This window comes from Sulfitobacter sp. CW3 (assembly GCF_019392245.1).
Classification (GTDB): Bacteria; Pseudomonadota; Alphaproteobacteria; order Rhodobacterales; family Rhodobacteraceae; genus Sulfitobacter.
This window is the reverse complement of sequence record NZ_JAHXRL010000003.1, coordinates 444,387-468,047: the sequence shown is the minus strand read 5'-3', so window position 1 is coordinate 468,047 and position 23,661 is coordinate 444,387. Positions and strand designations below refer to the sequence as shown.

Below are 23,661 nucleotides of genomic sequence, written 5' to 3'. Positions count from 1 at the left end.
TACTAACTTTTCGCATGATAACAGACACATTTTCCCTGCACTTCCTTTTGCACGCGGCCGCCCTTCTGGAAGAGCGGTTGCGCGAACGCCTTGCCAAGATCGGCATCCGCCCCCGACAGGCCCGCATCATCGACGCGCTGTCGCGGATAGAACCCGCCTCGCAGGTCAGCCTCGCACGCGAATTCGATATCACGCCCGCCAGCATGAGCACGATGACCGTCCGCCTGATAGAGGCGGGCTTTATTTCGCGCGAACCTCATCCAGACGAGGCGCGCAGCAACGTCCTGCGCTTGACGACGCGTGGGCGCGGGCTCTTGTCGGAAATTCACGCTGCTTGGCGCGACATCGACGCGCTGATCGTCGAACGACTGGGGGCAGAAAATGCCGAAACGCTGGCACGAACAACCCGTGATCTGCGCGACAGCCTTGGTGGCCGTGTGCCCGGCGCCGGCACGACGGCACCTAAAGATACGATAAAGGAACCTCTATGATCCGGAATACATGCATAGGACCGCTCGGCCTCCTTGTGGTCCTTGTCGGCGCGAGCCCGGCCTTCGCGCATTCTGATACCGCTGCTTTCGTGCAATCCGCCTTTCTTGAGGCACCCGAAATCGTGGACTGCACCCTCTCGGATGGGACGGAAACACAATGCCATCAGATCACGGTCGGCTACCTGCCCGAGGGGCGCGACATCGGGCCGTTCTGCCCCGCCACTTTGGACGAGGCAGGCGGCATCTGGGAATGGACCGGCAAGAATGCTGGTCTCTACCGGGTCGACGGTGACTTTCTGAGAATGCTTGACGGTTTGGGCTATCGCTTCTTCGACGACGACGGGAACGTCTATTCAGTCGACAACGCAACCGAGCAACCGACGGTGGATCACGCCTGTATCAATGTCTCGGTCGATGAAAGCGTCGAGATCACGATGCTGTTGCCGGTCGATCCGGTGATGGCCGACACCCCTACTCAACTTGGGACCGTCGGAAAGGTCGGCGTGGCGCTTGACGGCGTGCCGATCTTTTCAGACGCACCGCAGATTCAGGTCACGGGCCACATGCCCGCGCTGGATACCTGCGGCGGGCATGTCGACCCCGGCGGCTGGTACCACTGGCACGCAACATCGACCGACATGACAACCGTTTTCAAGACCGAAAACGTCGATGCCAATTGCGCGCTTGATCAGAACGCAAGCGCCTTGTTCGGTTACACATTCGACGGCTTCGCGCTGTATGGCAGCCGCGAGCCCGACGGTTCAGCGCCAACCGGTTTGGATCAATGCAACGGCCACGTGTCACGGGTGGCCGACGGCACGGAAGTTTACCACTACCACGCCAGCGAGACCTTCCCGAACCTGCCGCCATGCCTTGTCGGGGTGCAGGCACAGGGGAATTTCTCCACGACTGCGACAGCCGGGGTCGGCGCGCAAAGAGCAGGAGAGGATGGCCGCAGTGAACCACCCCGCCCCCAAAATGGTGGCCCCGGTGGAATGCCTCCGGGTTTTGAGAAAGCCGCAACGGCACTTGGCGTCGAGCCACAGGCGCTGCTGGAGGCGCTTGGCGGACCCGGACAGCAACCTGACCTTGCCGCCGCGGCGAAGACACTAGGCGTAACTGAAAACGCGCTCCGCAGCGTCTTGCCCCCGCCCCCCAACCAGTAAAACATTACACGCCCAAATCGGAGTTTAACATGAAATCCGCTATCTTCGCCGCCTTGGCCCTCGCGGGCGCTACGGCGCCTGCATTCGCCCATCCCGACGAGCGCCTCGGCAAGGTGGCCCAGTTTTTCGCAACGGCAGATATCGTCGCCGGGCCCGAAGTTGTCGACTGCACCTTGTCGCAAGGCGAGAAAACGGAATGTTTTTCCATCACACTGGCCGCCGATCCCCAGACCTATACGCCCGGCCCGTGGTGTCCGACCACTATCAGCGATGGGGCCGAGGCAGGTGGTATCTGGTTTCTTGACGGGAAAACCGTCGATGTGAATGGCGAATTCATTACGCAACTGGCCGAAATTTACGGTGACACCAACTGGAAGCTCTATGATTCAGAGACAGGTCATATTCGCTACACAGGGACGCTAGAGGAATGCCAGGCAGCGGCGCGTCCCGACGTTGATCCGGCGTATCAGAACTACTGCGTTCAATGCCTTCCTGAAACGCTGCCCGAGGCCGCGACTGTCACCTACGTTATTCCCTTCGATCCGGTCGCCGCGACGGACATGTTGCCAACAGCCGCAACCGGATCAGGTGTGGCATATAACGGCGTGCGGCTGGACGGCCCTGCCCCGGTTGATGCGATCTTGGGGGCCTATACGATCGCCCCGTTTGATGATTGCGGCGGACACGTAAACCCGCATGTGGGCTATCACTATCACGCGGTCACAGACTGCCTTGATGCGGCACCCGACGTCGCAGAAGCAAACGGTCATGGCGCGCAAATCGGCATCGCGATGGACGGACAAGCGATCCTGCCGCACCTGATGGCGGATGGCTCCGATCCCGTTGGCCTGGACCAATGCAAGGGCCACACCAACGAAAACGGCACCTATCATTATCACGTGGGCGAAGCTGGCTCTAACGCGATTCTCGGATGCCTCACCGCGCAAGCAGGGTGCGCGTTGGAAGACCCCGATGGCGTGTGTGACGCTTCCGTGCGCAGGCCACGACCCTAACCCGCAAATGATGGGAAAGACTGGCGCACCCTCGACCTGAGGTGTGCCGAGACAATGACAATCACGACAAAGCCGACCACACAAAACAAAACGAACGGAAACCCACATGACCCGCCTTTCAGACAGCCCCGAACGCTATGGCCCCGTCAGCCGCACCCTGCACTGGGGCATGGCCGCGTTGTTTGCGGCGCAATTCGTATCAGCCGCAGCCCATTGGGCGCTGCCACGTGAAAACGCATTGCGCGAAACCCTTTGGGGCTATCACGCGAATTTAGGCGCGACACTTTTCCTGCTGGTCCTGTTGCGCGGCGTCTGGGGGTTGATGAACATGAAACAACGGCCCACCCATTCCGGAAAGATGGGACAAGCTGCCGTTGCCGGTCACGTGGCGCTTTATGCATTGATGGTGATCGTGCCAGCCGTCCGGCTTCTTGCCGCGGCTGGGGGCACGCGCGGATTCAGCTATTTCGGCATTCCGATCTTTCCCGCGCATGAAACCGCGATTGCGTGGACGCAAATCGCTGCGGAATGGCATGGTGAAATGGGTTGGGCCCTTGCCCTTCTGGTGCTTGGGCACATCGCGGTGGCGACGATCTGGCATGGCGCGATCCAACGTGACAATACCCTTGGACGCATGGCGCGGTGAGAGTTCCGGGGTAAGCGTGCCCAGATGCAACGCGTTCCCGAGATTTCTCGAACACAACAGGACATATCGCGATGAAAGTCGAACAGCCCATTCTGCGCGAAAAAGGAACGTTGTTTCTGCTCGTAATCCTCGGGGCATTCCCGCCGCTGACCATGGATCTTTATCTGCCTGCACTCCCGCAGATGACCGCAACTTTCGCGACCAGTCACAGCATGGTCAACCTGACGCTTGGGGCCTACATGATCGCCTTTGCCATCGGCATGCTTTTCTGGGGGCCGCTGAGCGAACGAACAGGCCGCAAGCCGATCTTGTTCCATGCGCTGACGATATACATCGTCGCCAGTATTTTATGTGCCTTTGCGTTCAACATCGAAGCCCTGATCACCCTGAGAGCCTTGCAAGGATTTGCCGGTGGCGGCGTCACCGTTGTTGGAACGACCATCGTCAAAGACCTGTACGATGGCCGCGAGCGCGAGCGGGTCATGGCCGTTGTCATGTCGTTGATCATCATTGCGCCGATGATCGCACCCGTTTTGGGGGCCTTTTTGCTCAAAATAGCGTCATGGCACATGATGTTCATAACCCTCGCAATATTCGGCTGCTGTGCCTTCGCACTCGTCACCCTGTATCACGAAACCCTCGAGGAAAAATCGACCGGCCCGCTCCTCAAATCCTGGGCGCGCTTGGGCACCGTCATGAAGAATGCCAGATTTGGTTACCTTCTGGTGATCTTCTCCGCGGCCCCCATGTGCTTGATGGCGTTCATCGGCATCTCGTCCTACGTCTATGTCGATAGGTTTGGCATGACCGAGCAGGCGTTCAGCTTCATCTTTGCACTGAACGCCGCGTTTGCCATGCTTGGGCCGTATCTCTATCTAAAATTTTCGCGCTTCGTCCCGGTGCAAAGCATCATTCTGGCGTGCTTCGGGATTCTGATACTGGGCGGCATATCCATGCTTTTCGTCGGAAGCATGTCGCCCTGGGCCTTTGCAGCGATTGCCGCTACGTGCACAGTCGCGGTGATCATGGTGCGGGTTCCCGGCGCAAACCTGCTGCTTGAACAACAATCAGGGGACACCGGATCAGCCGCAGCCCTCATCCAGTTCAGCGTAACCCTCATGGGTGCTGCGGGTATTCAAATCGTGTCTGCCAGTTCCGACAACTTAATCCGGAATTATGCAATTCTTCTGGTCGCAGTCGGAACCTGCTGCGCAGTCATGTGGACGTTCGTGAGACACCGTCCGTTTGTGGCCGAGAAGGTCGTCCAAACAACTTGAGATTGATGAAAATGAGGGGGTATTAGATTTCTAACCGCGTTCGAGACCGGATTTGTCGAGGACCCGATCAAGCTTTTCGAGGAGTCAGGACACATCGCGGCAATCAGGGTTCGAAAAATCAGTGGTCATAATCATCTAGACGATATGACTACGGAACCAGCGTTACGACGCGCCTGTTGGATTAGGCACCTGTTGAAGACACTGCAATCGCATCGTTTTCGCTGTCCGACCAAGCATCCAAATTCATCGAGCCCTGTAAGCCCTTGATAAATATGGAGGCGAGTAGGAGAATCGAACTCCTGTACACGGATTTGCAATCCGCTGCGTACAGCATCTAATAACCACTAAGATACAAGTGTAGCCAATAATATCCTTGATTTATATGGATATATTACCCTAAAAAGTCCGCTGTAGGCACTCATAATTTCTAACCAGCGTGGCTACACATTGGCTACATAAATGGAAGGGGCGAGAAAATGGAGCTTTCAAAGAAAGCGATTGAGGCCGTGCCTCACCCAGCGGCAGGGCAAAAATTCATTTGGTTTGACACACCGAGGGGCTTTGGTCTGCGGGTTACCCCAACAGCCAAGACGTTCATCTTTGACGCCCGCGTTAATGGTAAAAAGCGCCGTGTGACAATCGGACGTGTGGACGTGTTCACTGATCTGAAGCGAGCGCGGGCTGAAGCGACCCGCCAAGCAGACGCTTTCAATCGTGGCATTGATCCTGCGGCGGAAAAAGCGCGCAAGAAAGAAGCTGACGCCCGTAAGGACGCTGCGGCCCTAACCTTGGTGGATGCTATCAAAAGCTATGCTGATGCGCCGAAAAAAAAGGGTAGCGGATACGGGTCTGGCGTGAAGCTAAAAAAGGCACGAACCATCCGCGATATTCACACTGTTACGAACCGGCATTTTGGCGACTGGATGGACAAGGCCGTTACCGAAATCACTGGCGGCATGGTGAAAGAGCGTCACGCCAAAATCGCCGCCGATGCCCCTACGCAAGCAAACCTTGCAATGCGCTACCTGCGGGCCGCCCTGAACCATGTGAACGACGAAAGCGACACCGACACGCCAATCATTGCGACCAACCCCGTAGACCGCTTAAAACGGCTAAATCAATGGGCTGATACAAAACCAAAGAAGGGACGCCTTGAAAGGAATGACATACCTGTTTGGGTGAACGCAGTCCAAACAGAACTTCTTGGCTTGAAACACGGCGCGGAACATCGGGACGCCTTGATTTTCATACTGCTGACCGGCGCACGGTTGGCTGAAGTGTTTGGCAACGAACAAGACGGTTATCCGGCGCTAAAGTGGTCTGATGTTGATCTTAAGCGACGAACCGTCACTTTTCGAGACACGAAAAACCGTAGCGATCATGAAACAGCACTAGGAACTGAACTGACCGCAATCCTTGCGTCACGCAAAGTGCTTTCATCCAGTGACTACGTTTTTGGTGATAAGGACGACAAAGTCTCAAGCGATCTTCGTACGGCATTTGCACGTATCAAGCAGGCTAGTGGATTTCGCGTGACTGCACATGATCTACGTCGCACATTTGCGGCGGTGGCGAACACCTTGGACATTTCGGCATATAAGTTGAAACGATTGCTGAACCATATCAGCGGGAACACCAGCGATGTAACCGCTGGGTATATTGGTGAAATTACTACTGATGATTTGCGTGAACCAATGCAACGAATTGAGGATTTTATGCTGCGAAAAATTGAGACATGACCAACACATGTGACACTGGTTTTGCTCATGCGGTGCGGCTGGCGGCAACAGGCATCCGACCTAAAGCTGGTGCAGATGTAATCGCAGAAGCTGGACCCTTAAGGGAAATTCTGTGCCGCGAACGGACGCTTGACCCGAACGGGTTGGAATTGTTGGCTTTGGCAGTGACTGGCAAGCTACGGAAAATCAAACAACCGTCATGTGAAACTGAGTTTGCCCACGCGGTGAGACGTGCAAGCGCAGCCTGGCGCAAGGGGAAGAATGACGGCCCCGCTGATGTCGGTGCGTTGCTGGCTGAAACCCTGCGATTAGGACGGCCTGTGCTTGGTTCAGGTGAACGCGAAGAACTGGCCGAATTATTTTCACCTAAAATACCATCTACCAGTCACGCATTTGTCGGTAGACCGTGTATTGGTGCAGGTAAAGCGAACGTGGTTGCCGTGGTGGAGATGCTGAGAAATGAACGGGAAAAAGGCTCTGCTCGCAAGAATGCCATTATTGATACCGCAAAAAGGTTTAGAATTAGTTGCCGAACCGTCGAGAAATATGATTCAATGATTGAAGAGCGTGAAAGCATATGCGCATCTATGGAAGCGCTATACGGATCACGCTCTCTGGACTAGTATGAAATCTTTGTAAGGAATTACCGATGGCTCAAACGGAATCTTTTTCTTTCTATAATTTAGAGAATGATGATTTAGACAAACCAATTTACCGAATATTCCCAAAGGAACGACTAATTCAAATGTTTGACGAACAAAAGAACGTACTTGTTCGTCCAGGAAAATGGGAAGACCCGTTCGAGAATTTTATATTGAAATCTACGGCGATGGATAGTGAAGGTAACAAAGTCACTTTCAGCTTTCATGATGAATACTATGGCCAATGCTGGACAACGCTCAAGGCTTCAGATGCAATGTGGCGTATCTATTCACCAGATAGATTTGATGTGGATGGAAAGAAGCTCCCACCAAATGGGCTTCGTATCAAAACAACGATGCGAAAACTGGCAGATAGCTTGGGTCAACCATGCGGCAAGTTTGGGCCTGTGCAAAGTAGTATTGGAAAAGTTAGGTACCTGAAGGACGCTGAACTAAAAGATTTTGCAAAAAACGGACTTAGATCGGCAATAACCGGAGAATCCATTGCCCAAACTCTACTTGCGAAACGTAAGGCTTTTTCTCATGAAAGAGAAATTAGGCTGATATACTCTGACATAAACAATTCACACTCCGATAGTGACATTTACAAATACAAAATTGATCCACACGACCTTATTGATCAAATAATGTTGGACCCACGTTTGACGCCGGAAGAAGCAAAGGCAGTAAAGGCGGAAGTTCGCAGCAAGACAAAATTTAAAGGAACAGTAAAGCGATCATTTCTATATACGTTAAGTGACGATCTTGTTGTGAATGTTTGACGGTTTTTTGACCGAGAAGAAACCTCTTAGCTGGTAGAGCTAGATGATGTCGGACAACCTATCCGCTGCAATTCGTATTTTTTAGACTATTGTCTTTAAGTTTTGCCGATACCTTCATCAAAGTGGCCATATTGTAGCCTTCAGAGTTATTTGACCCCTTTTTTGCGGTGGGCAATGACTTCTAAGAACTGCGAACGCTCAATAAGTTAGCCCATAGGTTCAACTGAAGGGTTACAGCATGGAACAAAATATCATCTTACCGTCGATACTCACACAAGCACAAGCCGCCGAATATCTTGGCGTGTCAGAAAAGAAACTTGAACGCGACAGGTGGTGTGAGCGCCGTATTCCATATGTAAAAATGGGTCGTCATGTTCGTTATCGTGCGTCGGACCTCGTTGCATATGTTGAAAGCAATATCGTTGAAGCCACAGCGCATTGATTGCGGTGATAGTTCAGGTGAACTTTGCGATAAAATTAAACAATTACAATGTATTGAATGACTTTTTTCTACGCTGTACAAAGGGTAAGCATGTTATCCAACCGTGCAGAATGAGATAGGATAGCGGGGGCGTGAACCTTCATCGGTAACGGTGATTGCCCCGCATCCGCCCTCATGCGCCGTTTGAACATGAGCAAGGGTTGGATGACCCATGCCACGGTAAAGACGTGGCGCATTGGCCGGATAGCCTACTGAACACGCCTTCACGGGCGTTCAATCTCATTTTAAACCCTAGGTATAAACATGGCTTTCCAATTCTGTGCGATCAGCCGCGCCCCTTATTTCCCCCAAGCATTCGACAACTCTGTTCCGGTCGGACAGGACATAGAACAGGCCCGCGCATTCACCGATGCTTTGGGCGGTGGTGTCTTTGATTTTCGCGCAATTCATGACCGTGACCGTGGTTTGCAGGGTGTGAACTTTCGCGGCACTATTGGTGATGTTTGGTCATCGTTATTGGCCTACAACCGGCTTGGATATGGTTGTTTTGCTGTCATCAATGAATGTGACGGGCGGGGCCAATCAGCAAGCAATATAACCAATATCAGAGCGCAATTTGTTGACCTTGATAATCTTTCGGCAATGCAGAATTTACAACGCGCTGACCAATGGTCAATCAAACCATCGTTTATGGTCAACAGCAGCCCAAACAAGGCACATGTTTATTGGCCCGTTGTTCAATACCAAGGCAACGAACGCTTTAGTGAGGTGCAGCAGAAGCTTGTTCAATTGTTTGATGGTGATCCCGTCTGTTTTGACGCGCCGCGCGTTATGCGGTTGCCTGGTACGCTACACCAAAAAGGTCAGCCACATCTTGTGACATGTAGCCCCATGTCTGGTCACGGTCAGGTTGCAAATACTGAAACCTTTGAAGCTGCACTCGCCCATGTGAATGTTATCGCGCATGGCGGCGCACGGGCTGAATTGGGTGATCATGAGAAAGCAGCACCTAGCTTAGAATGGCTTCAGTTCGCTTTGGACAACAGTGATCCGAACACGCTAGACCGTGGTGATTGGGTTGCGTTTACAGCGGCCATAAAGCAATCTGGATGGTCATTGACGGACCCCGACACGCTCTATGGTATGTGGTCGGTATGGTGCGAGCGCTACAACGGGAATGATGTTGGTGAAAACCTTAAGCAGTGGAACAGCATTAAGGATGCACAGGTAGGGTGGTCCAGCATCGTGCGGCGCGTACCATCTGTACAGGCGCACATGTCCTTTGCCGGTGTGATGCAGCAACAACGGGACCGGCGCAAAACTGAAGACATTGCGATTGGCGATGATCTTGCGTTTTCAACCGTTCCGACCATTTTGACGCCTGAACAAATGCAGCAGCATCTTGTTTTTGTCGCAACCGGATCAAAGGTGGTCAACACGCTCAACAAGACCACTAGAACTGTTCATGACGCCAGTAATGAATATGCAGCATCTTGGCACACCTTTGACACGGGAAAGATTGACAAGGATGGGCAACCAGTTCTGAAAACAATCCCAGCTTTGCAAAGCTGGATGAAAAGCGAAACAAGAACGTCTGTCGATACGGTCACTTGGAACCCTGCCGATGGTCAGTTTTGTCGATCACCGGAAATCAGCCAAGGCGGTGACAAAGCCTACAACCTTTGGTCTGGGATACGGCTGCAAACACCGCCTGAAAATTGGCAAGAGTGGGCGCACCCGTTTTTGAAGCACGTTGAATACCTTGTGCCGGATCAAATCGAGCGAGAACGGTTTCTGAAATGGTGCGCGCATATTTTCCAAAAGCCTGGTGAACTACCTCACACTTGCTATCTCATGATCACCCCACAGACCGGAACAGGTCGCGGCACATTGGGTAGTATTTTGACACGCGCTTTACGAGGCTATGTTGCGGCAAACATGGATGTAAACGCGCTGTTTGGTGGCTTTAATGGCAGACTGTCTCAAAAGTTACTCGCAACAGTTGATGAAATCCGCGAGGGTAACACGGTCAACCGTTACCAGAACCAAGAAGCGTTCAAAGCGAAGATTACAGAAGAAACACGAAATATTAACGAAAAATACGGCATGCAATTTGTCGAAAAGAACTGTTGTCGATTTTTGATGTTTTCCAACCATGAAGACGCCTTGCCGTTCGACAACAAGGACCGGCGCGTCATCGTTGTCGAAAACCCTGTTCACCGGCAGACGCAAGCTTACTATCAGTGGCTGAACAACCTGCTTACCGACCAACGCTTCACAGCATCAGTCCAGCAATATTTGATGACACTTAATCTAGATGGGTTTAGCCCGCATGAACCTGCACTAATGAACGCTGCTAAGTTGAAATCGCTCAAGAGCATGGAAAGCCCTGCTGACCAAGACGCACAAGAATTTATCAGGTCATGGCCAGGAGAGTTGGCGACAACCAGTGACCTCACAGCTTTCATGGCTGACAATGCGCCAAGGTCGCCAGCGGCGATGGGTCATGCAATTAAACGTTCTGGCATGAGGTCTGCACACAAACAAAAGGTTGGTAGCGAGGTAAAAACGGTATTAATCGTTAAGGGCGATTTAACCGCTGAAATTTTGGCGGACGCGGATAGATCAGAAATTTCGCAGGCTATCATTAATAATCAGATGAATTTCCGCAGAATTACATAATTTTGGACGTGATTATAGCGCCGGTACCCAAAGGTTCCCAAAATTACCAGCATCCAAGAACTCTATAGAAAATATAATTACTGAAATTCGTTCTGACGTTTTTATAGGGGTGGGAATTTTGGGAACCTTTGGGTACCGGAAAATATTTGAGACCTAACGATAACCATAGGAATATTGGTGAGTGGTGGGTAATGCCCTGCCCGCCATAGGTCGTCCAGATGAACATAGCGACGCAAGGCCAATTGGTCCGCAACGGATACCTAGTCCGATACTTCGTCGTCAATTTTATATATTAGTTCAATCAATTTAGAATGTTAAAGAGTTTTGTTTGTCGCAAAGATTAGCGAATGTGATTTTGTAACCAGATAGTAGCCTTTGATTGCTGGATACAGCGGGTTGATTTGACAAAACTCCTTTTCATTTTCGCCGCTGGCACAAGGTCAGATAAAGTTTCTCACGCCAATAACGCCTCATGATACCTAACGCAGAATAACGATTTTTATAAGCAATATTAGTGAGTTGACTTGATTTCAGGTTGGCGTCACCTGTTTGGAAAGACAACTCATAAGGACAGATAAAATGCTGACAAAATTGCTTTATACACCCAATGCCCCTGAGTGCAGTTTTCTTCAGGTTCACGGTGCCGACAACATGGCCACGCTGCTTTGGCGTTCTCGTTTTAAAAATAGCAAGTTGACACCATCGGTCTTCGCTATGGCGGCGGCACTGAATGACTACAGCAGCATGATGCTCAATCAGGCCGAAGTCTTGAATGAAAAGGGCTATCGAACAAAAGCTGAAACAGAATTTGCCAAACTCTCCGCACCTTGGAACGCTTTGCGCAAAGCGATCATGGATGAAAAGGTATCGCTGAAAGACCGTAGCGATATGATGTTGAAGGTAGAGGGTGGGAACGCAGCAATGCGTTCCGAATATCGAAATTGGTTTCTTTCGCTAAGCCAACCCGAACTTTTCAAAACGTTGTTAAATTCCAAGAGCGTCGAAATTCTTGCATCGGCTATTGAGGGCGGTCCTGCCTTAATTGGCCTGGACGATACGGTTTTCGAACGGATCGAAGAACGTTACGCAATCGTCAAATTTCTTTATCGTACTGATAAGGCATTCCCACCAGCGCCCATGACCATTGATAATTTGACGGGCATTGAACCAGATTGGGAACCGTTGGAAGCCAATGCGCGAGACCAATGGACTAGCATTGTTAACGGTAATGATGAAATTGAAGCGGCTGGACAGTACCTTTCTGGTGCTTTGGCGTTTGTTGCCGCCAGCGTAGAAAATATGACAACAGGGCAGGCTTTTGAAATCCTGAAAGCGGCCTGATGTCTAGCGGCTCAAATGTTGAGAGTGGGCGCAAACTGCGTCCGCTTTCGATGTCTGTTGTCAGATTACCAAAGGCAGACACAATAACCTTGGTGTCATTGTTGATTAACGTATCGGTCACGCGACAGACCCTACAGCGCTGGCGTGACAAACGCGGCTTCCCAAAAACACTGAAAGATGGTCCTAGCGGATGGTTCTCAACCGCTCAAATAGCTGACTGGTTTGTTGCACAAGGTGTTGAGGTGCGCAGATGACCGATAACGAACGTAACTCTACCGCCTTAGCAGGGCGTGATAACAACGGGCGTTTTGCGTCTGGCAGCGGGAATATTGGCCGACCTAAAGGTAGCCGTAACAGGGTAAGCCAAAAAGCCATACAAGAAATCAAGAGCATGTCGTCTGATGCATTGCGCGTCCTCAAAGAGAATTTGAACAAAAACGACACAAAGGCAGCAATATTCATTCTTGAGAAGGTTTTGCCAAATCAGCGAACCGTTGAACTGGATGGTGCAGACGTTGGTAGTATCGTTTCTGCGCTTATTGACGGTACGGTCAGCCCTGATGAAGCCCGAACCATTTCAATGTCCATCGCACGGTTAAAGGAAATTGATGAAATGGATGCGCTAAAAGAACGTTTGGCGCAGATCGAAGCTTTGTTGAAAGGTTGAAGGCATGACGATTGCAAGCAACTTGGTCAAAGCTGACAGGTTACTTGAGAAGCTAAGGGCGGCTCAACCCGCTGACCCACTGGCCGACCTGACAACTGACCAGCGGCATCATTATGAACAATGGTGGGACAGGTTCAGAGCGCAACATTCAGCACAACCAGACGCGCTTTATGAAGCTGTTATCAACTACAGTAAATGGACGCCAAACGATTGGTTGGCTTGTCAAATAATTACCAACGACATGTCCATCATTGATGTTCAAACCCTGTACACTGATCAGCTAGGAAAAAGACAATGAGAAAAGCCAAATCATACCAACTGGCAATTGCAGATCAGTTTGCAAACATCGCCTGGATTTCCTCACAAGAGCTTTGGATAACCGCGCACGGAATTTTGACCGATGCAGGACTGCGTGACCACTATGGGCGGGAAGCGGTGAAAGAAGCCATGAAAGTTGCGACCAAGTTTGAGCATCTTCGTTTTGATCACTGCGACCAGAATATGATGATCATAGATGCATTGGAACGCAAAGGGCTGAACCTCGCTGCGCATCCGTTCGGATTGCCTTGTTTTCTAAGCACGATGTGGCGGTTTTCTGACCATGAGGTTTTGAACACGTTCACCGTCTATGGCGACAGTCATATGTTTTATGGCTGGGTTGAGAACATTGGCAGGGACGTAAGCAAGCGCGATGGTCAGCCATATGAACGGCCAAGCAACATGTTTGGAAGCACGGTTCAACTGGATCACTAGTAAGCGCTATGCATTTCATCCAATCTGTATGGCGTTAACGTTGCTAGGGACTCAACGTTTCTACCCGTAGCAGCAGTTTGGGCGGCGCGTGTATTTCAAATCTCCTACGCGCCGCTCATTACAACTAAAGACCCACACCTTCCACCTTTGCCATACCCTCGTTGCCGTTTTGCAAGAGGCTTGCTAGGGTTCGGTCAGAGCTATCTAACGGTAAGTGCATTGCTGGACCAAGCATTGACCCGTATGCGTGTTCCTCGCCTGAAAAACTACGACTGACAACGCCGCGAACTACTGCGCCTCTCGCACCGAAGATTGGTGAACCGCTCATTTTTCCAGGAATGCGGGCGTTAAAATCAAAGCAGGGGCCAGGTGTAGACACCTCTTTTTCAACATGGTTTTGCGGGAATGTTCGAATGATTTGTCCTACTGAAACGTGAAGGTCCATCAGGTTTTTCTGTTCAAGCAATCCGCCGTTTTGTAGGTTCAGTTTAACGTCCGGCATTTCTGCGTAGCCCAACGCATACGCATCTTCATCTGGCACGAACGGATTCAGGGACATATTCAACGGTTGGTGTGATCCACCGTTTGGCATTTCTGGTATTTTGCAGATTGCAACATCAGTCAGATGTTCCCAACGATCATCTTCATGTAGTAGGGGACTTTGTTTCCAACCGCCCCAGTTCCACGCTTGCTCGATTGGAAAAAAACGAAAAGCCTTTTGCATGGTCATGCCGTTGGTTGGTACCCAAAACGGCATGAGAATTCCAAAGTTTAGGTCATCGTGCATCCTGACCTGATCACCATCTCGTGTCGCTCCGTAGCCACTTTCGATAGGGTCCATAAGCACGTGTGCAGCGGTAAGCATGTAACCGGTGCAACTGATAATGGAAGCGGTGCCGATACACCTCATGGCGGGTTCGCCTTCAATCCATGCAACAACTGGAACGATGCTTTGTTGCATCAAAAATTCTGTCGGTGCAAACATGCTCATAACATCATTAATTCTGCTGTTCGGCGCATCGGTCATGAGTTGAATATCACCGCGTAGGACAAAGAAACCTTCTTCATCCGCGTTGCCGGATGATAGCTCTAAACCCTTCATATCGTTGATCTGCCATTGACCATCTGCACGGCGAGACCAAAGAGTTTTCATGATTGAGATTGGAAATTCTATGCTCATGTAGTCATTCCTGACTTAATCGGATTTTCTGAGACACCTTAGCCGAACGATTTGATGCCTAATAGCACAGAAAAATTAGTAATGATCCAGAACACGTATGGCTACAATGTGGCTACAACCACAATCAGCATAAGCGGCTGTCATGAGGAGTTTTTCATTTAAGTCGTTGAAAGTAAATGGAGGCGAGTAGGAGAATCGAACTCCTGTACACGGATTTGCAATCCGCTGCGTAACCACTCCGCCAACTCGCCTCGACCGCGTTGCCGCGGTGGTCTCATCAGGGTGGTCAGTTCCTGATGCGTGTCGGCTTATCCCGACTTTTTCGGGGTTTGTCTAGCCCAGTTTGCGACAAACGCGCCGTGATCTTAGCGGCACAGCTGGGCCGGTGACCATAGGCCCGTTTCAGACCGAGATCACCGGCTGCGCGTCATCCATTGGCGCGTCCAATTGCAGGTGGTGATCTTCGAGGATCAGGATGTTCTCGGACCCGATAATATCGCTTTTGGTCTTATAGCCGATCACGTCTTCGACCAGCATGTCAGGGTTGCGCGCCATCAGGATCGTTTCCTCGGAGGAAAAGTTCGTCAGGCCCCGGGCGAATTCGTTGCCCTCTTCATCATAAACGTGCAGCACGTCACCCTTGGAAAATTCGCCCTGAATAGACACGAGATCATTGCGGGCCAGACCGCGCTCTTTGGATGAAATCGCGGCGACAGCGGCGTTTGACACGACCAGCGTGCCCGCCACCTGCAAACGGTTGCTTAGCCAGATCATCAGCGGTGATCCGGTTTTATCGCGCGCCAGGCAGCGTGTGTGACGGCGTTCGCGGCGCAGCACGGACGACACGGGTGCCTCGATCAGGCCCTCGGCAATGATCGTTTCAACGCCTGCGTTTTGCGCCATGTTCGCGGCCAGCATCTTGGTCATCATACCGCCGCTGCCCAGCTCGCTCACGCTTTTGGTGGATTCCAGATGTTCGCTTACATCCTCGATTTCTTCGATAAATTGCGCGCCCGGCTCGGACGGGTCGCGGTCATACAGACCTTCGACGCTGGTCAGGATGATCAGTTGATCGGCTTCGATCATCTGTGCCACCTTTGCCGACAAACGGTCGTTATCGCCGACTTTCAGGTCGGTGGTCGCGATTGAATCGTTCTCGTTGATGATTGGCAGGATGTTGTTTTCAAACAACCGCAGCATCGTGTTTTTGATGTTCAGAAACCGGCGGCGTTCTTCCATGTCTTCGACGGTGACCAGCATTTGGGCCACGCCCATGTCGTATTCTGATGCCACCTGACGATAGGCATTCATCAACAACGGCTGACCACAGGCAGCGGCGGCCTGTTTGTCCAGAATACCCGCATCTTCGGGGCGTTTGCCGATCATGTTCAGACCCAACGCAACAGAGCCCGACGACGTTAGGATGATATCGTAGCCTTGGGTCTGCAATTCAGCGAGGTCCGCCAACAGGCCGTTGATGAACGCAAAACGCAAAGTAAGTTTCTCTTCGTTTGCCAGCAGGCTGGATCCGATTTTGACGACGATACGTTTCTTCTTGGCCACGGGGAGTACGCTCCGGTTGTTCATTAGTTAACACAACATGCAGACGCAGCATGAATTGCTGCACAGCAGAAAATTGGTGTGATTCGCGGAGTTATAACATGTGGACAAGCACAAGATGCAACCGGGTTCCCAAGACGTTAGCGATCAGCGGGCCGCCTGCGCGGCTTATTGCAGGCCTTCCAGCGCCGTGCGTGTGGCGGCTGGCAATTGCGCGGGTCTGTGGTGGGTGCGGTCGACATAGACATGCACAAAGAACCCTTCGGCAGATGCGACATCTTCATCGTTGCGGAATAATCCAAGCTCCATCCGCACGGAACTGCGACCCAACTTGGCAACGCGCAACCCGGCTGTAACCCGGTCGGGAAACTGCATTTCACCAAAGTAGCGACACCCGGTTTCTACGACCAATCCGAACACCGGACTGGTCAACGGGTCCAGCAAGCCGCGCTCGATCAGCCAGCCGTTCACGGCCGTATCAAACAGCGCATAGTGGACGACGTTGTTCATGTGCCCATAGGCATCATTGTCGTTCCAACGGGTTTGCAGGGGGTAAAAATCTTTGAAATCTGCGCGAGTCGGGGCGACGGGGCGGTCTGACATTACCACGCCGCCGTATAGATCGTACGGGCGTCTGCTTGGGTGACGTCACGCGGGTTGTTCACCAGCAAGCGGCCTTGCAGCATGGCATCTGCTGCCATCTTATCAATCGCTTCTTTGGGTATGTTCACATCACGCAAACGGGTCTGAAGCCCGACCCGCGCTGACAGATCCGCCAAGGCATCGATGAACGCCGCCGTGCGGGCCTGCGTGCCTTCGACCGCTGCCAGTTCGGGAAAGGCATCGGCCGCGATCTCGGCGTATAGCGTGCCCGCGTCAGGCGCGTTGAATCGCAGCACATGGGGCAGCACCAGCGCATTCGACAGCCCGTGCGGGATATGGAACGTCCCACCGATAGGATAGGCCAGCGCATGGACAGCGGCGACCGGAGAATTGGCAAAGGCCTGCCCCGCCAGCATCGACCCCAGCAGCATCGCACCACGCGCCTCGAGGTTCGATCCATCGGCCACGACCGCCTCGATATTGGCCCCGAGCAGCCGCAATGCCTCGCGGGCCAGCAGCTTGGACAGCGGATTGTTGTTGGCGCTTTTCGAGGCATAGGCCTCGATCGCGTGCACCATCGCATCGACGCCCGTGGCGGCGGTGATATGTGCGGGCAGGCCTAGCGTCAGTTCAGCGTCCAGAATGGCCATGTCAGGCAGGATCACGGGCGACGACACGCCGCGCTTTTCCTCATCCCCGACGGTGATGATTGATACTGGTGTTACCTCGGACCCAGTGCCCGCAGTGGTCGGAATCAAGACCAGCGGCAAGCGCGGCCCCTTGGCCTGTGCCACACCCCACGCGCTGTCCAGATCCTCGTTCGATCCCAGCAGCAGCGCGACCAGCTTGGCCACGTCCTGCGACGACCCGCCGCCAAACCCGATCACCCCGGTGGCCCCTGCCGCCCTGCCCGCCTCGACCGCCTGCATCAATGTCGCGCGCGATGGGTCGGCCTCGACCGCGTCAAACACCGTGACGGTGTGGCCCGCAGTTTCCAAAGCCGCGATCGCCGGATCGCACAGACCCAGCCCCCGCAAACCGGGGTCGGTGATCAGCAGGCAATTCTGCCCCAGCAACCCGCCTGCAAGCTCGGCAAGGCGCAGGGCGGCACCGTTTTCAAAGACGACTGATTTGGTGGTGTTGAATACAAATGGGGTCACGTGAAACTGCCTTTATTAAAAATCTGGGTGCCCTTGCATACCAATACAAAGGCACCCGTCATTAAAGGCAATATTGCGCGCCACGCCTAGCGCTTTGTTTCACTAGTTATTTTACTCTGCAAAACGGCGACGTCTTTAACCGTCAGACGCTGCGTCACGCGGGCGGTTTGCCCCCAATACAGCAACCAACCCCCAGTGGATTCGATCCTTAAGGCCGTCGATCACACTAAACAGCGAGGGCACGAACAGCAGCGACAACATGGTCGAAAGCAACAGCCCGCCAATCACGGCCACAGCCATAGGCGCGCGGAATTCACCGCCCGCCCCGACCGCAAGGGCCGAAGGCACCATGCCCGCCGTCATCGCCACAGTCGTCATGATGATGGGCCGCGCACGTTTATGCCCGGCATCCAGCATCGCCTGAGACCGCGTGGCCCCGTCCTTCATCGCCTCGATGGCGAATTCGACCAGCATGATCGCATTCTTGGTCACGATCCCCATCAACATCAGGAAACCGATCACAACAGACAAACCGATGGCCGACCCGTTCAGATACAGCGCAAAGATCGCCCCGCCGATGGCCAAAGGCAGCGACAACAGGATCGTGACAGGGGTGACAAAGCTGTGAAACAGCAACACAAGAACCACGTAGACCAGCAAGATACCCGCACCCATGGCAAGACCGAATTGGGTAAACACCTCGCCCATGACTTCGGCGTCGCCGGCGCTTTGGATCGACGTGCCTTCGGGCATGGACAGCGCAATCGGCAACGCCATTACCTGTTCCGTCGCAGGGCCAAGCAGCCCACCCGGGGACAGGTCCGCCTCGACGCTGGTGCGGTACTGGCGGTCATAGCGTTCAATGCTGCTGGGGCCTGACGACAAGGCCACATCGGCCACAACGCTAATGGGCACAGGGCTGCCCGTTGTCGACGCCACGCGCAATCCCGCCAGACGGCTCAGGTCATTGCGCGCGTCTTCTTTCAAGCGGACCAGAATTGGCACCTGCCTGTCGCCCGCGTTGAACTTGGCAACATTACTGTCCGTCTCGCCCAGGGTTGCGATGCGGATCGTGCTGGCCAGCGCCGATGATGTCACGCCCATTTCCGCTGCCAATTGCGGGCGTGGGGTGATCTGGATTTCGGGGCGTACCAATGATGCGGTCGTCGCCGCGTTCTCGACATCAGGCAGGCCGTTCATCTGATTGGCCAGCTCAATCGCCGCAGCCGAGGCCGCTGCCTCAGTATCGCCAAGCACGTTCAATTGGATGTCCCGCTGACCGTTCTCGGCCAACACGTTGATCTTGACGTCCGGCAGGTCCCGCAACAGGGCTTTCATCTCGTCTTCGATGGCAAAGGATGACCGGTCGCGCGTGTCTTTTTGCCCGTAGTTCACCACGACATTTGCCTTGGTGTCAGAGGATGTCCCTCCTTCGACAAAAACATTGGTGATCTCGGATATCTCGCCAAGGATCATAGACACCTCGCGCCCGGTTGCGCGGGTTTGATCAAGCGTCGAACCCGGCGGCAATTCCAACGACACCGTCGACCGCCCTTGGTCCGACGGCGGCACAAATTCGGTCGGCAAAAGCGTCGCCGAAAAAATCGATCCGGCAAAGATACCCAACCCCAACAACAAGGTCACCGTACGGTTGCGCAGGGTCCAGCCCAGCAAAGCCATATACTGCCGCATGATAAAGCCGTCTTTTTCCTCTTCGGGGGCGATCCCGTCACGCAGGAAATAGGCGGCCATCATCGGCGTAATCAAACGTGCGACCAACAGCGAAAACAGCACCGCCACGGCGACCGTCAGGCCAAACTGTTTGAAATACTGGCCCGCAATACCGGACATAAAGCTGACCGGCGCAAACACCGCGACGATGGTAAAACTGATCGCGATAACGGTCAGACCGATTTCCGACGCGGCTTCCTCGGAGGCCTCATAGGCCGGTTTGCCCATCTGGATATGGCGCACGATATTTTCGATCTCGACAATCGCGTCGTCGACCAGAATGCCCGTCACCAAAGTGATGCCCAGCAAGCTGACCGTGTTCAGCGAAAACCCGAGGTACTGCATGACCATGAAGGTCGGAATGATCGACAAAGGCAATGCAACCGCTGTGATGATCGTCGCCCGCCAGTTGCGCAGGAACAAGAACACCACGATGATTGCCAATGCGGCCCCTTCGTACAGGGTATCCATCGCCGAATGGTAGTTGCCTTCGGTATAGGTGGTGGCGTCGTCAATCAGCGAAAAACTGGCGTTCGGATATTCTTCGCCCAGTTCGGCCAGCCGTTCCTTGGCATTGTCACCCGCCGTCAGATCACTGGCACCGGTTGACCGGAAAATACCAAATGCGACCACAGGCTGCCCGTCCAACATGGCAAAACTGGTTGTCTCGGTGGACCCGTCGAATACCTTGCCCAGATCGTCCAAGCGTACCGTACGCCCCGGCGATGTGGTGATCGGTGTCGCGGCCAATTGCGCCACAGTGTCGGCGCTGCCAAGGGCGCGGATAGAATATTCCTGCCCGCCCAGATCACCCGAGCCACCACCCAGATCGATGTTGTTCTGGCGCAGCTGGTTGTTCACATCTGTCGCGGTCAATCCCAATGACAGCAGACGATCGGGGTCTAGTTCTACCTCGATGGCGCGGTCACCACCGCCGATGCGGGTTACCTTGCCGACACCTTTTTCGACCTGCAGCTCGCGTGCGACGATCTCGTCCACGAAATAGGACAGCTCTTGGATGGATTGCGTCGGGTCGGACACCGCATAGGTCAGGATCGCCGTCCCCGTCACATCAAGGCGCTTGACCAAAGGTTCGGTCGCGTTTTCGGGTAAATCGCCCTGCACGCCCGCAACTGCGTCTTTGACGTCGGTCAGCGCCGTGGCGCTGTCGGTCTCAAGTTCGAATTCAATGGTCAGGGTTGCGGTCCCGTCGGACGCAACGGCGGTCACGTGTTTGACCCCGGTCACATCGGAAACAGCGCCTTCAATCGGCTTAACGATCTGGGTCGCAATTTCAGTTGGTGCCGCGCCGGACTGTCCGATTGTCACCGTGACAATCGGAATATCGATGTTGGGAAACTGGGTCACAGGCAACCGGAAGAAACCGACCAGACCGACAACGCACAGCACCAAAAACAGCGCCATTGACGGCACGGGGGACCGAATGGCCCATGTTGACATATTCATTCTACATCAACCTTCTGCGGAACCGGGTTCACCTTGTCCCCATCCGAGAAGAACGCGCTGGCCCGCGCCACTACGACAGCCCCATCGTCCAGTCCGGATATAACCTCGCGGATGTCGTTCCAGATCAATCCAGCCGTTACCTCCCGCCGGATCAATGTGTTGTCTTGCACCTCAAGCAGATAGTCGCCTTTGGCATCGGTTAGAATTGCGGTCGTCGGCACGGTCAGCCCCTCGTGCCGTTCGGTGACGATCCAGCCGCCGGCGAAAAGCCCCGTGCGCAGCACATTACTGCCCTCAAGGGACACGCGCACAACGCCCAGCCGGTTGGTGGCATCCACCGTCGGCGCGACCAGCCGCACAGCGCCCTGAACAATGCCGGCACCGGGGATATCAAGCTCAGCCGGATCGCCGACGGATATCTGCGCCAGTTCGGTCTCGATCACGTCGGCGTTCACCTCGATCACACCGTCTTGGATCATCCGGAACAACGGATCGGCACTGCTGCTTGCAATCGCACCCACCTGCGCATTTCGCGCCGAAATAATACCGGCGGTGGGGGCCTTGATCGTGGCATAATCCAAATCCAGCTGGGCAATGTCCAACTGCGCCTGCGCTTGCAATACCTGCGCCTTGGCGACCTCTAGCCCGTCCTCGGCAGAAGCCACTGCCGCATCAGCCGTTTGACTGTTGGCAACCGCCTGATCAAGTGCGGCTTGGGTCACGTTGCCCGACCGGTCCAACTGCTGGTTGCGTTCAAGAACACTGCGCGCCTGTGCCGCTGATGCCTTGGTCGATGTGATCTGGCTTTGAGCTTGGCGAACGCCTGCTTCGGCGCGGGCATATTCGGCTGTGGCCTGCGACAATTGCGCCTTCAGCGTGTCGATGTTCAGCTGGGCCAGCGTATCGCCCTTGGCGACCTGCGCCCCGATGTCCACCATCAACGCCTCGATCGGGAACCCGGTGACCTGCGGATAGACCAGAACCTCGCGGTAGGGTTCCAATGTGCCGGAAATCGACACACGGCTTACCACCTCTGCCTGCGTTGCGGTGGCGACAGTCACGCTTGGAACGCGTTTCAGGTCTGCCTCTTGCGCCCATAGTGCCTGCGCAGAAGCTGCTATCATAATAGCGGCCCCCAAACGTCGTGCCAAAAACATCTTCATCGTGAACTCCGTCTTTTCAGTTGTGTGGTAACTGATCCGATTGCACGGGATTGCAATGCCAAGCATCGAAAATTAGTTGTAGCGGTGCCTAACTCCCCTGCATTTTCGCATCGACCAGCGCTTCTTCTGCGATCATCGCCTCTAGCTGGCGGCGGAAACGCAATTGCCCGCCATCGATGGGCAGGTCGATATGCGGGCTGGTTTTCTCGGCCATCCCCTTTTGCACCGCGTTCAGGACGGCGCGATCTTCCTCGAATGCGTGCTGAACATCTTCGCTCATCATCTGGGAAAGCGCTGCATCATCGGGGCGAATATTGCGCAGTTGGAACCAGTAGTACCGTGTTTTACCAGCAGTGGTGGGCGTCATAAAGTTCATGCTGTCCATGATAAACGTATCCGGATGCAGCGGCCCATCGGGCCCGCCTGTTCCGGCCGGGGTAAACACCGCGCGGATCAGTGCATGCGACGGATAGCGGACCTCGTAATGTTGCAGCCTGTCACAGTTACCTTTGAAACCAATCACCTTTTTGTAGAATGGCGCGGGTTCGACATCCATCATCCAACGGTGCACGATCACGCCATTGTCGGTCTTTTTGACCCGCAGCGGCGTGTCCTTTGTTGCGGCCTGCCCAAAGCTTCCGCCATGCACCCATGCCACATGGGTCGGGTCCAGCAGATTATCGCACATCAACAGATAGTTGCAGTCCAGCTCCATCGCCGCACCGCGGTTCATGCCCCAGTCAGGGTTGTCAAAGTTCTCGATCTCGAAAATCTCTTCGGGGTCCGCCAGCACCGGATTGCCCATCCATATCCAGACCAGCCCGTATTTTTCATGGGTCGGATAGGCATGTACCCGCGCCTCGGACGGGATACGCCCACCGGGGGCCCAAACGCATTGGCCCACGCAATCAAATGTCAGCCCGTGATAGCCACATTCAACGGTATCACCCTGCAACCGGCCCATAGACAGCGGCAATTTGCGATGAGGACACGCGTCATCCAACGCAACAACGTCGCCGTGTAACGTACGATACATGCAAATCTTTTTCTCAAGCACGGTGACCTGTGACAGGGCATGATCGACCTCATGATCCCAAGCTGCAACATACCAAGCGTTATTTAAAAACATGTCGCACTCCCTAAAGCTTGGGGCAGCA

The 23,661-nt window shown here is 53.8% G+C and carries 21 protein-coding genes and 1 tRNA gene; 14 read left to right on the top strand and 8 right to left on the bottom strand.

The window, feature by feature from the left end; genetic code table 11:
- The first annotated feature begins 14 nt into the window (after positions 1-14).
- From KZZ06_RS09235 to KZZ06_RS09170, 14 genes are all read left to right on the top strand, one after another.
- Positions 15-491: a MarR family winged helix-turn-helix transcriptional regulator gene (locus tag KZZ06_RS09235; RefSeq protein ID WP_219579737.1), complete on the top strand. Its 477-nt coding sequence runs from the start codon at positions 15-17 to the stop codon at positions 489-491.
- Positions 488-1,657, top strand: coding sequence for a YHYH protein (locus tag KZZ06_RS09230; protein ID WP_219579736.1), 1,170 nt, complete (start codon positions 488-490; stop codon positions 1,655-1,657). Before KZZ06_RS09235 ends, KZZ06_RS09230 begins: the two co-directional genes overlap by 4 nt.
- Before the next feature lie 29 nt (positions 1,658-1,686).
- Positions 1,687-2,670, top strand: coding sequence for a YHYH protein (locus KZZ06_RS09225; RefSeq protein ID WP_219579735.1), 984 nt, complete (start codon positions 1,687-1,689; stop codon positions 2,668-2,670).
- 106 nt (positions 2,671-2,776) lie between these two features.
- The gene (locus KZZ06_RS09220; RefSeq protein ID WP_219579734.1) at positions 2,777-3,316 is read left to right on the top strand and encodes a cytochrome b; all 540 of its coding nucleotides are present in this window, start codon (positions 2,777-2,779) and stop codon (positions 3,314-3,316) included.
- A 71-nt stretch (positions 3,317-3,387) separates the two neighbouring features.
- Positions 3,388-4,593, top strand: a complete 1,206-nt coding sequence (locus KZZ06_RS09215) for a Bcr/CflA family efflux MFS transporter (protein WP_219579733.1) — start codon at positions 3,388-3,390, stop codon at positions 4,591-4,593.
- A gap of 476 nt (positions 4,594-5,069) precedes the next feature.
- Complete coding sequence (locus tag KZZ06_RS09210) at positions 5,070-6,332, top strand: integrase family protein (protein ID WP_219579732.1); 1,263 nt, start codon at positions 5,070-5,072, stop codon at positions 6,330-6,332.
- Complete coding sequence (locus KZZ06_RS09205) at positions 6,329-6,955, top strand: hypothetical protein (RefSeq protein ID WP_219579731.1); 627 nt, start codon at positions 6,329-6,331, stop codon at positions 6,953-6,955. The genes KZZ06_RS09210 and KZZ06_RS09205 overlap by 4 nt, the downstream gene beginning before the upstream one ends.
- Positions 6,956-6,981: 26 nt before the next feature.
- Positions 6,982-7,755 carry a hypothetical protein gene (locus KZZ06_RS09200; RefSeq protein ID WP_219579730.1) on the top strand — a complete coding sequence of 258 codons (774 nt, stop codon included), beginning with the start codon at positions 6,982-6,984 and terminating at the stop codon, positions 7,753-7,755.
- A 238-nt stretch (positions 7,756-7,993) separates the two neighbouring features.
- Positions 7,994-8,197, top strand: a complete 204-nt coding sequence (locus KZZ06_RS09195) for a helix-turn-helix domain-containing protein (RefSeq protein WP_219579729.1) — start codon at positions 7,994-7,996, stop codon at positions 8,195-8,197.
- A gap of 303 nt (positions 8,198-8,500) precedes the next feature.
- The gene (locus tag KZZ06_RS09190; protein ID WP_219579728.1) at positions 8,501-10,879 is read left to right on the top strand and encodes a DUF5906 domain-containing protein; all 2,379 of its coding nucleotides are present in this window, start codon (positions 8,501-8,503) and stop codon (positions 10,877-10,879) included.
- A 579-nt stretch (positions 10,880-11,458) separates the two neighbouring features.
- On the top strand, positions 11,459-12,220 hold the full coding sequence (locus tag KZZ06_RS09185) for a hypothetical protein (protein ID WP_219579727.1): 762 nt from the start codon (positions 11,459-11,461) through the stop codon (positions 12,218-12,220).
- 250 nt (positions 12,221-12,470) lie between these two features.
- Entirely contained in the window at positions 12,471-12,887 is a 417-nt protein-coding gene (locus KZZ06_RS09180; protein ID WP_219579726.1) for a hypothetical protein, read from the top strand.
- Between the two features lie 4 nt (positions 12,888-12,891).
- On the top strand, positions 12,892-13,185 hold the full coding sequence (locus KZZ06_RS09175) for a hypothetical protein (RefSeq protein WP_219579725.1): 294 nt from the start codon (positions 12,892-12,894) through the stop codon (positions 13,183-13,185).
- Positions 13,182-13,640, top strand: coding sequence for a hypothetical protein (locus tag KZZ06_RS09170; RefSeq protein ID WP_219579724.1), 459 nt, complete (start codon positions 13,182-13,184; stop codon positions 13,638-13,640). The genes KZZ06_RS09175 and KZZ06_RS09170 overlap by 4 nt, the downstream gene beginning before the upstream one ends.
- A gap of 124 nt (positions 13,641-13,764) precedes the next feature.
- On the opposite strand, the gene KZZ06_RS09165 is transcribed toward KZZ06_RS09170, so the two are convergent.
- The 8 genes from KZZ06_RS09165 to KZZ06_RS09130 all read right to left on the bottom strand — a co-directional run bounded on the left by KZZ06_RS09165 (position 13,765) and on the right by KZZ06_RS09130 (position 23,633).
- Positions 13,765-14,820, bottom strand: coding sequence for a trypsin-like peptidase domain-containing protein (locus KZZ06_RS09165; RefSeq protein ID WP_219579723.1), 1,056 nt, complete (start codon positions 14,818-14,820; stop codon positions 13,765-13,767).
- 177 nt (positions 14,821-14,997) lie between these two features.
- Positions 14,998-15,071 (bottom strand) — tRNA-Cys (locus KZZ06_RS09160).
- A 151-nt stretch (positions 15,072-15,222) separates the two neighbouring features.
- Positions 15,223-16,383 carry a glutamate 5-kinase gene (gene proB / locus KZZ06_RS09155; protein ID WP_219579722.1) on the bottom strand — a complete coding sequence of 387 codons (1,161 nt, stop codon included), beginning with the start codon at positions 16,381-16,383 and terminating at the stop codon, positions 15,223-15,225.
- Between the two features lie 165 nt (positions 16,384-16,548).
- The gene (locus KZZ06_RS09150; protein ID WP_219579721.1) at positions 16,549-16,983 is read right to left on the bottom strand and encodes a thioesterase family protein; all 435 of its coding nucleotides are present in this window, start codon (positions 16,981-16,983) and stop codon (positions 16,549-16,551) included.
- Positions 16,983-18,143 carry an iron-containing alcohol dehydrogenase gene (locus KZZ06_RS09145; protein WP_219579720.1) on the bottom strand — a complete coding sequence of 387 codons (1,161 nt, stop codon included), beginning with the start codon at positions 18,141-18,143 and terminating at the stop codon, positions 16,983-16,985. The genes KZZ06_RS09150 and KZZ06_RS09145 overlap by 1 nt, the downstream gene beginning before the upstream one ends.
- Before the next feature lie 135 nt (positions 18,144-18,278).
- Positions 18,279-21,341 carry an efflux RND transporter permease subunit gene (locus tag KZZ06_RS09140; protein ID WP_219579719.1) on the bottom strand — a complete coding sequence of 1,021 codons (3,063 nt, stop codon included), beginning with the start codon at positions 21,339-21,341 and terminating at the stop codon, positions 18,279-18,281.
- Complete coding sequence (locus KZZ06_RS09135; RefSeq protein ID WP_219579718.1) at positions 21,338-22,504, bottom strand: efflux RND transporter periplasmic adaptor subunit; 1,167 nt, start codon at positions 22,502-22,504, stop codon at positions 21,338-21,340. Before KZZ06_RS09135 ends, KZZ06_RS09140 begins: the two co-directional genes overlap by 4 nt.
- A gap of 88 nt (positions 22,505-22,592) precedes the next feature.
- The gene (locus KZZ06_RS09130) at positions 22,593-23,633 is read right to left on the bottom strand and encodes an aromatic ring-hydroxylating dioxygenase subunit alpha (protein WP_219579717.1); all 1,041 of its coding nucleotides are present in this window, start codon (positions 23,631-23,633) and stop codon (positions 22,593-22,595) included.
- Positions 23,634-23,661: the final 28 nt, after the last annotated feature.